We start from the raw sequence: 14,291 nt of genomic DNA, 5'->3' as shown, positions 1-14,291 counted from the left end.
AAACAGGTTTCCTTCCTGACTTTTTCTGTAATAACCGTAATTTATCTCATTCCCGGCACGTAATCATCCCGCTGCCTGAGAACGGAGCCTGAACCGTCTGATCTCATCCCGCAGGGTGATTGCCTGGGCTGACATCTCTTCACTTGTGGCAGAGTTTTCTTCTGCTGTGGCCGCATTGTTCTGCACCACTGCGGAAACCTGGTTAAGTCCCTGCTCGATCTGTTCAATTGCATCGGCCTGCTCTGCAGAGGCCTGTCTGATCTTTGCAATGCTCTCATCCACTGATTTGGCCCTCACTCCCACCTCCTGTAAAACTACAGCGGTATCTGAGGTCGTTTGTATGCCCTTACTGACAGAGGCAACAGAAGCCTGAATCAGCGCTGTCGTCTGGCGGGCCGCCTCTCCGGACTTGGCAGCCAGGCTGCGCACCTCGTCAGCCACTACGGAAAATCCCTTTCCTGCCTCTCCTGCACGGGCCGCTTCAATGGCAGCATTCAGTGCAAGAATGTTCGTCTGAAATGCGATATCCTCAATCACCTTTGTAATATTGGTGATCTGATGGGAGGAGTCCCCGATCTCCTTCATGGCCTCTGTAAGCTGCTTCATATATTCATTTCCGGTTTCCACTCCTGCGACAGCCTCTTCCATATGCTGAGCGGCTGATTTTACGCTGGAGGAATTCTTTGCGGCCTGATCTGCAATCATCCTGGCGGAAGCGCTCAGCTCCTCTACCGAAGATGCCTGCTCCGCAGAACCTGAGGCCAGGGCCTGAGCGCCGCTGGCAACCTGATCCGATCCCAGACTCACCTGCTGGGCCGCCTGGTTGATCTGGCTCAGGGTATTGTTCAATGAGAAAATAATGGTTTCAAGGGCCTGATGGATAGGAGCAAAATCACCTATGTACTGAATATCAACCGTTAAGTCTATGTTTCCTCCCGATATCTGGTTCAGTTTTTCGGAAATATCACCGATGTACTGGTGAAGAGTCCTCCGGGTATTGTGAATGGAATTGACAAGCATACCGATTTCAGAAGTATCCGGTTCAAGAGAAAAGTCAGAGGAAAGATTTCCGCTGGCGATCTCTTCCATCTCCCTTTCAACGGCAGCAATGGGGGTTAACACCTTTTTGCGCATCACCAGGAAGGTGACTGCCTGCATGGCGGCGATCATTAAAATCATCAGGAACGTAAAGGCCTGTAAAACTCTGCTGGAAGTCTCAAGCTGATCAATCTTTTTCTGGGTGCGGCTTTCCAGCATATCCAGAAATTCCCCCTTCATTCCATTGATTCTCCCTATGGCGCTTTCGTATTCGCTGCCGAAAACGTATTCCGCTGCCTGTTCCCTGCGATCTGCCCTGGCATCTTCCATGGCCTTATCTTCCAGAGGAATAAGCTGGTTGGAGAGGGCGGACATCTCATCAATCTTCTGCTGCTCTTCACTCGTAATGCCGATTTCTTTCATATTGGCTACGCCTGTATCGCGGTTTTTTAAGTTATTGACCTCATTCCAGTAATTGTCATAATGTCTTTCATCCCCTGTTACCGCATAAGCTCTCACCTCGCTGGTTAAATAGGACGATCCATCCATAAAAATGGTGGCATTCCGGGTCAAGTCAAACTTCTGGCTGTTAGCCAAAGCAATGTCGGAATTCATTCGGAACATAAAAAGGAATGCAGCTACAACGCCCATTAACAGCAGTACAGAGCCGGCATTCAAAGCATAAATAAGGGTGGATTGCTTGATGGCTTTTTTCATGATAATAATCATTTCCTCCTTGGAGTATAATGCTGATATTACAGTTCTGAATGCCTCTAAAAAACAAAAAAAAAGCAGCCACCGGCACTTTATGTTCTGATATCTTTTGTTCGTCTTCGAATGGATTCAGGCAGCATATGAGCTTGGCTAAAATTTAGCACATCCGGGTCAGCTTGTCAATAAAAATACCTTCACAAAAACCCGCAATTACAAAAAAATGTAAAAGCGGGTTTTTTATGATTCTATCAGTCTTTCCGGGGCAAAACAGAGGCTTAATCAAGAATCAGTCTGGCTGCTCCGTAAATGCCTGCATCATTGCCCAGAGTCGCCAGGAGAATCTTGCTCTTGTTCTGGGAAATGGGCGTAAATTTATCGTAATGCTTATAAATATTGTCAATTAAAAACGGTCCTGCCTTTGACACGCCGCCGCCGATAACGAAGACCTCCGGGTCAGTTGTCATGGAAATATGGGCGAGGGTCAGCCCTAAGTAGCGGCCTACCACTTCCATAACGATACAGGCCAGCTCATCTCCTGCTTTTGCGGCATCGAGCACATCCTTTGCAGTCACATTGTCACCCTGCTCTCTGAGCACGGAAGGAATATCCAAGGCAGCCATCTTTCTTCTGGCTTCCCTTGCAATTCCTGTGGCGCTGGCAACCTGCTCCACGCAGCCTACGCCGCCGCAGTTGCAGTGTTCCGTCTCATCATCCCGGATATGCATATGCCCGATTTCACCTGCAAGGCCGTGCTTTCCGGCAACGATCTTCTGGTCTATGATCACGCCTCCGCCTACTCCAGTGCCCAGGGTGACCATAACGATATCGTCATAGCCCTTTCCTCCGCCCTGCCACATTTCGCCGAGAGCCGCCACATTGGCGTCATTTCCGCTCCTTACCGGGAGGCCGTGAAGCCTTTCGCTCATTTCCCGCTCCGGGTACATGTCCCGCCAGCCAAGGTTGACGCAGACCTCCACATATCCGTTTGGCATAACAGGGCCGGGCACTCCCATGCCCACGCCCTCTACCTCATCGAGAGAAATGCTCCGCTCCTCCAGAACCTTTAAGATGGAATTGGAAGCATCTTCTATGATGTACTTTCCGCCTTCTTCCTTTCTGGTAGGAACTTCCCATTTATGAATCAGGGTTCCTGTCACTTCAAATAAACCGATTTTGACGGAGGTTCCGCCCACGTCAACACCAATGCACTTCATTCCCATGTTCCGCTCGCTCCTTCTCCTTTTGTATTATGCCTCTGGTTCCCTTACAGGGCTCTTGCAGCCTCTGCCACACGCTCTGCAGTGAATCCAAAGTGCTCAAACAACTGGTTTGCCGGACCGCTGGCGCCAAATCCTTTCATGGTCACATAAGCCCCGTCAAGTCCCACATATTTGCCCCAGCCGAAATCGCTTAACGCTTCCACAGCCACACGCTTGCGCACTGCCTTTGGAAGAACGGATTCCTTATATTCCTCTGTCTGCTCCTCAAATAAGTCCATACATGGCATGGATACCACACGCACCTTTTTGTCAGAGAGAAGGCCTTTGGCCTTGACAGCCAGCTCCACCTCAGAACCGCTGGCGATGAGGATCAAATCCGGAGTTCCTTCACAGTCATCGATGACGTAACCGCCCTTTAAGGCTTCCTTGCTGCTTCCCGGCATGGGAGTCAGGTTCTGCCTTGTGAGCACAAGGGCTGTAGGTGTCTTTTTAGAAGTCAATGCAGAATACCATGCAGCTTCTGTCTCTGTTCCGTCACAGGGACGGAATACATGGAAATTAGGCATTGCCCTTAACATGGCAAGCTGTTCGATGGGCTCATGGGTGGGTCCGTCTTCTCCTACACCGATGCTGTCATGAGTGAACACATAGGTGAGAGGAAGTCCCATCAAAGCGGATAAACGGGCCATAGGCTTTGTGTAATCGCTGAACACAAAGAAGGTGGACACATACGCCCGAAGGCCGCCGTGAAGCATCAGTCCGTTTCCAATGGCAGTCATGCCCAGTTCCCGCACGCCAAAGTGCAGGTTGCGGCCAGCCCTGTCTTCCCTGGAGAAATCTCCCATGTCAGACATAATGGTCTTGGTAGAAGGAGCCAGGTCAGCAGAACCACCCACCAGTCCGGGCAGATACGTCTTGATGCGGTTTAACACCTGACCGGATAAGCTCCTGGTTGCATCGGGCTTTTCCTGTTCCTTCCAGAAATCAGCACAAGCTTCCACTGCCTTTTCTCCTGCATCCGGATCATGGTATGCGTTCCACAGCTCTTCCATCTGAGGATACTCCTGACAGTATGCGGCAAACATCACGTTCCAGGCAGCTTCTGTTTCTGCCTTTTCCGCTGCGATCTTTCTATAGTTGTCATACACTTCCTCCGGCACAAAGAAAGGCTCGTTGGAAGGCCAGTTTAAATACTCTTTCAGCGCGGAAACATTGTCAGCTCCCAAAGGCTCTCCGTGAGCGCTGGCTTTTCCCTGCTTGCCCGGACAGCCGTAGCCGATCTCGGTCTTGATGGTGATAAAGGAAGGACGGTCCGTCTCTGCCTTTGCATCTTCAATGGCCTTTCCGATGGCTTCTAAATCATTTCCATCCTCTACGGTAATGATCTGGAAACCAAAAGCTTCCATCCGCTTCTGGACGTCTTCCGTAAATGCAATGTCAGTGCTTCCTTCTATGGAAATCTTATTGGAATCATACAGAACAATCAGCTTTCCAAGGCCAAGGGTGCCTGCCAGGGACAATACCTCAGAGGTAATGCCCTCCATCATGCATCCGTCTCCGCCCAGCACATAGGTGTAATGATCTACAACAGGATACTCCTCTTTGTTAAATACAGAAGCCAGGTGGCTTTCAGCCATAGCCATACCGACAGCCATGCCCATACCTGCGCCCAAAGGACCTGTTGTGGCCTCCACGCCGATTGTATGGCCATATTCCGGATGGCCCGGTGTCTTGGAACCCAACTGGCGGAAATTCATCAAATCCTCTTTTGACAAATCCCCGTATCCGAATAAGTGAAGCAGGGAATACAAAAGCATGGAACCATGACCCCCTGATAAAACAAAACGGTCCCTGTTGGCCCACTGGGGATCTGCCGGATTATGATTCATATGGTTTGCCCATAACTCATAAGCGGCTGACGCACAGCCTAAGGGCAGCCCTGGATGGCCGGAATTGGCCTTCTGGACGGCATCCGCGGAAAGGATTCGGATTGCGTTAATTGACATGGTATCGACATTGCTCATTGGTATTGTCCTCCTATTTGTAATCTTATTTCTTTCATATGCTGGGGTCCTGTAACAATCAGAGTATTGGGATATCTTCCGTTTCGGATTTTCGATACCGGAAAATCAAATGTTCCGGCAAATTTAAGGCGTCCGGACATATTGTAAACTCTGCACGAATCTTCATTATACAAAATAACATGGGCTCCGTCAATATCGGCATAAGTATACGGATATTGGAATTCCCTGGAAAATACAAGGCTGCCGTCCGGCTTATAGACCTCCAGGCGGTAAGGGTTCTCTCCTTCTGAATGGTTCACGATCAGCCCCACGTACTTGTCGGAATGAAACACGCTTTTGATCTCATCCGTCACTTCCACCTGCCGCAGAAGCTCCGGGGAAAGGGCGTTTTTCGTGGAGTAAAAGGACACGCTGTTATCCGCAAAGGCGCAGGAATACGTATCGCTTAAAAAGTCCACCTCCGCCACAAAAGAGGCTTCGTAAGGCTCATCAAATCCGCCGACCAGCCTGTCCGGAATGCTCTTTCCGATTTCTGCGAAATTGTGAAAGGCCACTCTGCCGTTTAAGGTTCCGCTTTTTAAATACGCATAGGCCCCCATGAGCTGGGTGCCGTCAGGAGATAAGCTGATGTCCACAGGATAGCCGGAATCCCCGCCCAAAAGGGCCTTGATCTTCACATCCAGAGGACTTCCATCCCGTTTGAAAAAATAAATATAATTGGACGTGGTATCCTCCAAAACTGCAGCCACAACTCCCTGGGAGGATACCGTGGCCTTTACAATGGGAAGCACCGTGGAGGCGATTCCCGTGTTTCCTGACTTATCAAAGACATAGATGGAATTTCCCTGCTGGTCCGCAATGACCGCATGATTTCCGTTTACGCTGGCTGAGGGGGACTTCATCTCATAGCTTTGTATCCACACCTCTTTGCCCTGGGAATCCAGGTAGGAAGCTCCATCCTTGCTGTATTTCAACACATTGGAGCCGAATTTTAAATAGCCTACATAGCTTCCCTCGTTCATCTCCTTTTCCCAGACCACGCTGTAGCCCTTGTACTGATAAAAGGTCAGAAAACCGTATAAGCCCATGGCACCTGCTCCTAAAATGAAAAGCAGTGCCAGAAATATTTTAATCCTTCTCTTTTTTCCCCTTGTCCGGGCCTTTTTTATGACTTCCCCGCTGTCTTCTTCCCTTCCGGGAGAGGAAGGAACAATCTGCCTGCGCAGTTGATTCTTTTTAATCTCTCTGTTCATAGAGTTCATATCACTCATGCAGTTTTCTCCTGAGAATGCCTGTAACAAACAGCCTGAATTTGCCTGTAAAACACAGTTTATGTTAGTATACATCATTTTAAGGAGAAGCGCATTATCTTTTTCTACGGAAGGAGCAATTTCTGGCCTGCAACGATCTTATTTTCATCGTCCAGCCCATTGATCTCACAAATTTCTTTCACCCGGTTCACAGACTGATATTCCTCCAGACAGATTCCGTACAGGGTCTCCCCCTCCTGTACCACACGGACCCGGTAATTGCCGGTTGCTGCCGCTTCTGTCTCCTTGGGAGCAGCCTTCGTTTCCTGGGCCGCTGCCTGGGTTTCAGACGCAGCTTTTGTTTCTGCCGCCTGAGTTTCTGATGCTGCCTTTGTTTCCGCTGCCGCCTGAGTCTCCGCCGCGGCTTTTGTTTCTGCGGCTGCCTGGGTTTGGGATTCCCCTCCCTGTCCCGGCAGTGTCGGCGCCATGGTTTCCTGCTTCACCGCCTCAGTGGGATAGACTCCTCCTTCGGCTTCCTCCACGACCACCTGGGATTCTTTTTTGCTGTCCTTTTTGGTGCCCTGCTTCCCGATCAGAATCTGTTCCGCCCTGGCCGGTATGGCTGAAGCGATCACACTTTCCATATCCCGCATGCGCTCATAGTTGTTAAACATAACAATTCCGCCAGCTAATATGACGACTGACATGGCCATACACATGCCACGGAGAATGCTGACCCTCTGATACCTGCCGGTCAAATCTCCCTTATGCTCGTCCATCCGCTTGCGGAATTCTTCGATCACCTTATCATTAGTATCGGTTTCGATACGTTTTATATCCTTTCGCAGCACCATATAATCCTGCATCATCTGATTGCGCTCATAATAAATGCTGTAGCCCTTCAGCCTGTAAAATCCGTCCTCCGACGTTATGTAAATAGTCTCATCCCCGTCCGCCCCGCTGCTCAAATACATCAGCTTATTTGGACCGCCAAAATACTGAACATGCTGCTTCCAGTAATTGAGGGGGCTTAAATCATCTCCCGGCCTTCCGCATAAAAACCAGCCCAGAACCGATCTTCTTGGAAAGAGCTGTTCCATGCTCTGGCAGGTCTTTTTCCACGCCAGTTCAGAAAACACCACCTTCTTTCCATACTCCGTCACATCCTCCATTTCCAAGGCTCCGTCAATGAAAATGTAGGGCGTTCCGTCATAGATCTCCAGACTTCCCAGGAGGACTCCCACCCGCAGCTCTTGTCCGCCTGCAGGATACAGACGCTTCAAATACGTATTTACATAATCTTCCACATACAACTTTACAACCTGGTCCCGTTCCCCGATCTGCCTGATATTTCTGGGCAGATTCGGCGACGGATTGTATAATTCACCCATTGGCTCACCCCGCTATTCTTTTTAATCCAATGAATCATAGCATACCGGGGGTGAGAAACATGTCAAAGCAGGGCCGGGTTTTCCCATAACTTTTCGACAAGACAAATGCTGCGGCTGATACAGTCCGCCATGCGCATGACGATGGAAAGGCGGATGCTCTGCAGCATTAAGGGATCGTAGTTTCCGCAGCTTCCCACAATTCCCGTTATAAAGATATCCCCCACGGCCCGAAGCTCCTTGCTGACCCCAAGGCCAGGTTTTAGAGCCCCTCTTCCCAGGGTCACATAGCCGATGTGTTCCATGCTTCCCACGGAAGCATCCACTGCCACCACCACGTGATTGGGATATCGCAGTTTTAAAATAGTCTGATACGTTTCCAGATTCATGGCATGTACCGGCCTCTCTAAAGTTCCAAGCACCTCCAGCCGCCCGGCCGCACTCTCCTGCAGTTTATATCCGATCAGGGGACCAAGACTGTCTCCTGTTGACCGGTCAGTTCCAATACATAAGAACAGCACTCCTGCTGCCTGTTTGATTTCCTGCTCCATACTGATCATGTGATAAAGCCTGGAGGCAAATTCTTCTGCTTCAAAGGTCTGCTTTGTGTCATAATAAAAAACGTCCCGGTTCCCACGGATACCGATTCTTTCCCATAATTTCATAATATCCTGCCTTGCTGTCCTTATTTTCTCTGTTCTATTATAAGCCGGTGATTCTGGAATTATTCACCTGCAGGGCCAGGAAATATTATGGGGCATTTTTCTGTAAATATGAATTTAAAAAGTGCAGGCCAAGACCGTTTCAGTCTCCTCCTGCACCTTCGTATTATTCCTTAGGGTTGTTATAAAGGGCTTCCGCTTCGCTGATGGTGGATGCCTTCCCAAGCCGTATCATATCAGCCAGCTCATCAAGCTTTTCCGGAACCATAAACTCCTTCCCGATATAAGAAGTATAATTATCATGGATAAATAAGGTCTGTTCCTTTACCCGGACCTCCGCTTCCTTCACGCTGGTGCTGGCCTTTTCATAAGCCGCCTCCAGCCCTTCAATCCGCTCTCTGCTGTTTCCCGCAATCTCATCGGAAATAATGGTTCTGGTCACCTTGTCAAAGGTGTTTAAGGACTCCTTCTTTTTCTCAGCGATGTCAGCTAAGTCCTGCTCGATACGGGCGATCTCATCGTCGAACTTTTCCAGATTATATACGGCTTCATCACGGTCTTTTTTAATGCTGCGGGTGATGGAACGAATCCTTCTCTTATTGGACTTCATCTGGTCCCTTAAGCTTCTTCCTCTTTTTAAGGCCGCCTGATGTCTCACCTTAGTCCGGTTATTGACCAGAATATAAAGCCCTCCGAAAAACAGAATTGTCACAAAATAAATTACAACCAGATAAAGAGGCAGTTGTTTTGGAAGCAGCAGATAAACCCCATAGGGAATCGCCAGAAAGCACACGAATATGGTCAGCAGCAACAGGAAAAATTCCCCCAGCCCCCTGGGCATATACAGGGAAAAATACAGGCTGCTTTTGCAAAAGCCAGGAACCTTGTCCTGCCGGAAAACTTCCTTCATTTCCAGCTTCAGCTCCTTTATGCTGTTGTTAAGCTCTGTGGTCTCCTCTTCAATCCGTTCCTTAACCCCCTGATTCTTAGCCTTTTCCCTCTTGCTTCTCACCTTTTTTAAGCGGTCCTGTTCCCTGGATATCTCGCTGTCATAGGTGCTGTTAATTTCTTCAATCCTTTTTTTCACCGTAAGGCTGATGGCATCTGTCACAGCCTTTCTCTCCGAATCCAATTCCTTTTCCAGACGCTTCTCTTCCAGGCTGCATTCTTCCAATAAACGTTTGCTTGCAGACAACTCCTGGACCGCCCTGCATGCTTCTCCAAGAAAACCAACCTGATCTGTTATGGGTTGAGCCATCTTCCGTCTTCCTCCTTCGGTTTTTCCTACCAAGATTCTATCATATTTTTCACCGTTTTACAACGTTCCCCACATCACCTCTTGCCTTTTTCCATTCAATGATGCTATAATCGTTTCATTCATTACAGGAACCATAAATAGCCGTTTATTTTAGAAGGGAAAAATCCATTTATGTTTCGCATGTGGGCAAAAATAATCAAAGATACCAGAATTGAAAGAGATACGGTCATCTCCATTTCCGACTACAGCCTTTCCAGGACTTCCATGGTCTTTCAGGCTCTGGAGGACATTTGCTACCAGTTTGATTTGGAAAAGCCGATGTGGCTGGATTCCACCGTCAAGGACTTTCAAAAACACTCCAAAACCCGGTTCACCCAGGACAATTTCATCGAACGCATTGAATTTGACTTTCTGGAAGTTCAGGTCATCGAAGAATAAAAAAACAGCCGCACCAATGATTAAAAAAATCACCGGTGCGGCTGTTTCATATATATCCGTCTTATTGATTCTGCAATGCGCTCGCATCCACTTCCTCATACCCCTCTAAATTGGGAGTTGTAACCTCTACGGTCTGGCCTGGGTTATTATAGGTGGAATCCACATCCATATCCATGGAGATGGTCTGGCCCTGCAGCTCCATCTCAAAGACCATCTTCACCTTTTGCTTTGAAATATAGCCGTCTTTGTTGACAACGGCTTCTCCGCTGGCCTCCTTGATGTTATAGGTCACGCCTTCCGCGTCAGTTCCCATCTGGCCCATAATATCCTGGAGATAAGAATCCATCTTGGTGGCATCCACGGTATAGGTTAAGTTCTGATTCTCTCCAGCCTTCTTTGCCTGAATATCCTTTAAGTAAGAAGAATCCATGCTTGAGCCTTCTGTACTCTGTCTGATCTGTTCCATCATGGCATCGAGGTCCATGGCATATTTGATCTTCTGCCCCATGGCATCCATATAATAATAGCCGCCTTCATAATACATGGAGATTTCCTGATTCTGGCCCATTACGGTTGTATTGGCATCAGCCTGATATTTCATGCTGTCCGTATTGATACCGGAAATTTTCATATCCATATCCATGGAAATGTCCACAGTCTCTTCGCCCTGAATCATCTTCATGGCGATGACGGAGCTCACATCCATGGAATCCAGCTCTGCTGTCTTTTTTGCAGCATCATCGTAAATTTTCTTTGCGTTCTGGCCTCCGCAGCCGGCCAGAGACAAGGCCATGGCTCCCGTGAGTAACAGCGCTAAAACTTTTTTCATATCTTCCTCCTTGAAAACGGTGTTTCCGGTTACACTCCTGATTATACTCTATAAACCCACTGTTTATTGCTGGGAAAAGTCTTAAAGTTTTCTTACTTTCCCCTGTTTTTAAGTTTTCTGCTGATAAGAGCCGGTGTTTTGGTAAACACCGGCTCCCTCGCAAAGGCCTTATAATCTCTTTAATAACTCTTCTCTTTCCTTTTCATATCCCGGTTTTCCAAGAAGAGCGAACATGTTCTTCTTATAGCTTTCCACGCCGGGCTGATTAAAGGGATTCACACCCAGAATATATCCGCTGATACCGCAGGCATATTCAAAGAAATAGAATAACTGTCCCAGGCTGTACTCATCCTGACTTGGAATATGTACCATGAGATTTGGCACATTTCCGTCGGTATGAGCCAGAATGGTTCCGTTCATGGCGCTCTTGTTGACAAAATCAACGTTTCTTCCGGCCAGATAATTCATTCCGTCCGTATCCACCTCTTCCTCCTTAAGAAGAATCTCTGCAGGAGATTCCTCCACATCGAGAACAGTTTCAAACATAATTCTGGCACCATCCTGAATAAACTGTCCCATAGAGTGAAGATCTGTGGTCAAATCCACAGAGGCCGGGAAAATACCCCTCTGGTCCTTTCCTTCGCTCTCTCCGAATAACTGCTTCCACCACTCGGAAATGTAATGAAGGCTTGGCTCATAATTTGCCACAACTTCAATGGATTTCCCTTTTCTCAAAAGGATGTTGCGCACAGCCGCATACTGAAGGGCGCCGTTGGACTCATAAGGAGCCTCTAACGCTTCCTTTCTGGCAGCCTCTGCCCCTTCCATCAATCTATCGATATCAGCGCCGGACACTGCAATGGGAAGAAGACCGACTGCGGTCAGCACTGAGAAACGTCCTCCTACATCATCGGGAACCACAAAGGTCTGGTATCCTTCCTTGTCCGCCAGGCCCTTTAATGCCCCTCTCGCCTTATCCGTAGTGGCATAAATCCTTTTATTTGCCTCTTCACGGCCATATCGTTCAACCAGCATATCCTTCAGCACGCGGAAGGCGATAGCCGGTTCTGTGGTCGTACCGGATTTGGATATAATATTAACGGAGAAATTTTTTCCTTCCAGCACATCCGCTAAATCATGGAGGTACTTGCTGCTGATGCTGTTTCCAACAAAATAGATCTCCGGAGTTTTGCGTTTTCCTTTTGGCAATACATTATAAAAGCTGTGGGATAAAAATTCTATGGCTGCTCTGGCGCCGAGATAAGAGCCTCCGATGCCTACTACGAGAAGTACGTCGGAATCGCGCTGAATCTTCTCTGCCGCCTCCTTGATTCTCTGGAACTCTTCCTTGTCATACGCTGCGGGAAGATCAATCCAGCCCAGGAAATCACTGCCTGCGCCGGACCTGCTCATCAACACATCCTTTGCACACATAGCGGTTGCCTTCATATTTTCCATTTCTTCTGCCGACACAAAGCCTGCTGCCTTGGAATAATCAAAAACTACATTTCCCATGCCATTATTCTCCTTTTCCTTTTGTTTCAGGTCCCTGACTGCCTGTTTAGGAAAATTATATCATAAAATCCCTCCAATTGCGATATGATTTTCTTCTGCCTTCCAAACGTTCACGTCAGATATTCCTGGAGAATTTCCCCAATCAGCCTCAGCTCATCCGGGTTTAAATCCTTAAGCCAATCCTCTCCCTGTCTGGCCCCCCGCTCCTTTTCCCGTCCGGCAGCAATCTGTTCCAGACTGTGTTTTAAATAGTCCACATCACTTCTGGAAGCCGGAACCACATCTACGGCAGAAGCCTCTTTTAACTCAGCCTCTTCTTCTCCCTCCTGCCTCTTGGGGGATATCTCTGCCGTCCGGACTCTCTGCCTTCCGGCCCTTCTGGCCAGCCGTTTCCCCGGCTCCTGCTCCTCGGAAGAAGGGTAAATAGACCTGATATTTTCGCCTGTCTCCGCCCTTCTCACTTCCACCTTGACCTCGTCTCTCTCCTGGTCCAGGCGGTAAATCAATATATTTTCCAGATAATTGTCCAGGCAGGCAAAGAGCTGCTGCCGTTTCTCTCCAATTCCTACGGCATGGTCCACCAATATGGTAAAGAGCCCGGCCATAATTCCTACAGACCCATACAGCACGATATAATACGGATCAATGCTGTACCAGTAGGAGCCAAAGGATGCCGCCCCTCCCGCTAAAAAGCACCATAGCGTCATTTGGTTGGAAAACATGTTCCAGCCATGGATGGTGACCCCCATATGTTTGAAATCGTACATCTGCCGCTCCAAATAGGGCTTGACCTTGGGAATCCCCTGATTCATCTGATATGTATTTTCTGTTTTCTGTTTAAAGTTCCGAAGATTCTTGTTTCTGGTCAGTGCCATGTTATCGGATTCCTTAATCAGTCTTTTGTAGAGGTTACGTGTCAGCCATCTCGTAAGAATGCCCACTCCGCATAATGCCGCCAGCACGTACAGCGCCTTGCCTGTCTGTAAAAATTCCAGCATAATAATAGCTCCCCTTTCTTCCCGGCTTTGACCGGTGATAGGTTTATTATAATCACCTGTTCTGCCTTTGGGAAGATGAGAGAGCCTAGAATCGTTCGTCAAATCCTGTCAGGATTCGATTCTCAACTTAATTTTAATACTGTTTGACCATAGCTAAAATGAGGTTTACGGAGTGTTTTACCGCCTTGGCTTCAAACTCGCTATAGTCCATATTTGCGCTGTCATCCGCCTTATCTGAGATGGCCCTGATAATTAAAAATGGGATGCCGTTTAAAGAGGCCGCCTGCCCAATGGCCGCACCCTCCATTTCCGTACAAAAGCCGCCGAAAGTTTCTCCGATCCAGTTCTTTTTAACCCTGTCAGAAATAAACTGGTCCCCGGAAACCACTCTTCCCACGTGAATTCCAACTTCAGGATTTACCTCCTGGCAGCACGTGAAGGCCAGATTTCGAAGCCCTTCATCTGCCAAAAAGGAGAATTCCTTCATCTGGGGAATCTGTCCAGCCGGATATCCAAAGCCTGTGGCATCCATATCGTGATGAACCACATCTGTGGACAGCACCACATCCCCGATGTTGATTTCATTCTTCAAAGAACCGGCAATTCCGGTGTTGATCACCGCATCCACACGGTAATGGTCTGCCAGAATCTGGGTGCAGACGGCTGCATTCACCTTTCCGATGCCGGAACGGACTACCACCGCTTCCTTTCCCTCCAATGTTCCCTTATAAAAATCCATGGCTGCAACGGTTTCTACCGTCACATCCTTCATGGCCTGTTTCACCTTTTCCACTTCCACATCCATGGCTCCGATAATTCCTAACATGTTCGTTCTCCCTGTATTTGACTGATTTTTTTTTCTTTACTTTCATTATCCGGTATGGTATATTTTACTTAGAGAGAGCAACCGCCCACAAGGTGGAAGCTTCCGGGTATGACTTATTTAGCTCTCAGTGA

General features: G+C 48.3%; 12 protein-coding genes. 1 reads left to right on the top strand and 11 read right to left on the bottom strand.

The window, feature by feature from the left end; all coding sequences use genetic code 11:
- Positions 1–63: 63 nt before the first annotated feature.
- The 7 genes from QM657_RS18075 to QM657_RS18045 all read right to left on the bottom strand — a co-directional run bounded on the left by QM657_RS18075 (position 64) and on the right by QM657_RS18045 (position 9,554).
- A complete protein-coding gene (locus QM657_RS18075) occupies positions 64–1,767 on the bottom strand; it encodes a methyl-accepting chemotaxis protein (protein WP_415068094.1) in 1,704 nt (567 codons plus the stop codon).
- 260 nt (positions 1,768–2,027) lie between these two features.
- Positions 2,028–2,972 carry an ROK family glucokinase gene (locus tag QM657_RS18070; protein ID WP_415068093.1) on the bottom strand — a complete coding sequence of 315 codons (945 nt, stop codon included), beginning with the start codon at positions 2,970–2,972 and terminating at the stop codon, positions 2,028–2,030.
- Positions 2,973–3,016: 44 nt separating this feature from the next.
- The gene (gene tkt / locus QM657_RS18065) at positions 3,017–4,996 is read right to left on the bottom strand and encodes a transketolase (RefSeq protein ID WP_415068092.1); all 1,980 of its coding nucleotides are present in this window, start codon (positions 4,994–4,996) and stop codon (positions 3,017–3,019) included.
- Entirely contained in the window at positions 4,993–6,267 is a 1,275-nt protein-coding gene (locus QM657_RS18060) for a DUF5711 family protein (RefSeq protein WP_415068091.1), read from the bottom strand. The genes tkt and QM657_RS18060 overlap by 4 nt, the downstream gene beginning before the upstream one ends.
- Positions 6,268–6,371: 104 nt before the next feature.
- Positions 6,372–7,637, bottom strand: a complete 1,266-nt coding sequence (locus QM657_RS18055; RefSeq protein ID WP_415068090.1) for a LysM peptidoglycan-binding domain-containing protein — start codon at positions 7,635–7,637, stop codon at positions 6,372–6,374.
- Positions 7,638–7,699: 62 nt separating this feature from the next.
- Complete coding sequence (gene yyaC / locus QM657_RS18050) at positions 7,700–8,299, bottom strand: spore protease YyaC (protein ID WP_415068089.1); 600 nt, start codon at positions 8,297–8,299, stop codon at positions 7,700–7,702.
- 163 nt (positions 8,300–8,462) lie between these two features.
- Entirely contained in the window at positions 8,463–9,554 is a 1,092-nt protein-coding gene (locus QM657_RS18045) for a hypothetical protein (protein WP_415068088.1), read from the bottom strand.
- 171 nt (positions 9,555–9,725) lie between these two features.
- On the opposite strand from QM657_RS18045, the gene QM657_RS18040 reads away from it, so the two are divergent.
- Positions 9,726–9,992, top strand: coding sequence for a hypothetical protein (locus tag QM657_RS18040; RefSeq protein ID WP_415068087.1), 267 nt, complete (start codon positions 9,726–9,728; stop codon positions 9,990–9,992).
- A 61-nt stretch (positions 9,993–10,053) separates the two neighbouring features.
- On the opposite strand, the gene QM657_RS18035 is transcribed toward QM657_RS18040, so the two are convergent.
- The 4 genes from QM657_RS18035 to QM657_RS18020 all read right to left on the bottom strand — a co-directional run bounded on the left by QM657_RS18035 (position 10,054) and on the right by QM657_RS18020 (position 14,160).
- Positions 10,054–10,821: a DUF6612 family protein gene (locus QM657_RS18035; protein ID WP_415068086.1), complete on the bottom strand. Its 768-nt coding sequence runs from the start codon at positions 10,819–10,821 to the stop codon at positions 10,054–10,056.
- A 168-nt stretch (positions 10,822–10,989) separates the two neighbouring features.
- Positions 10,990–12,336 carry a glucose-6-phosphate isomerase gene (locus QM657_RS18030; protein WP_415068085.1) on the bottom strand — a complete coding sequence of 449 codons (1,347 nt, stop codon included), beginning with the start codon at positions 12,334–12,336 and terminating at the stop codon, positions 10,990–10,992.
- Positions 12,337–12,446: 110 nt separating this feature from the next.
- Positions 12,447–13,334 carry a hypothetical protein gene (locus tag QM657_RS18025; RefSeq protein WP_415068084.1) on the bottom strand — a complete coding sequence of 296 codons (888 nt, stop codon included), beginning with the start codon at positions 13,332–13,334 and terminating at the stop codon, positions 12,447–12,449.
- Positions 13,335–13,467: 133 nt separating this feature from the next.
- Entirely contained in the window at positions 13,468–14,160 is a 693-nt protein-coding gene (locus QM657_RS18020; protein ID WP_415068083.1) for a 5'-methylthioadenosine/adenosylhomocysteine nucleosidase, read from the bottom strand.
- Positions 14,161–14,291: the final 131 nt, after the last annotated feature.

This window comes from Lacrimispora sp. (genome assembly GCF_047605665.1).
In the GTDB taxonomy this organism is placed as follows: Bacteria; Bacillota; Clostridia; order Lachnospirales; family Lachnospiraceae; genus Lacrimispora.
The sequence above is the reverse complement of the archived record's forward strand: the minus strand, read 5'-3'. Positions and strand labels throughout refer to the sequence as shown.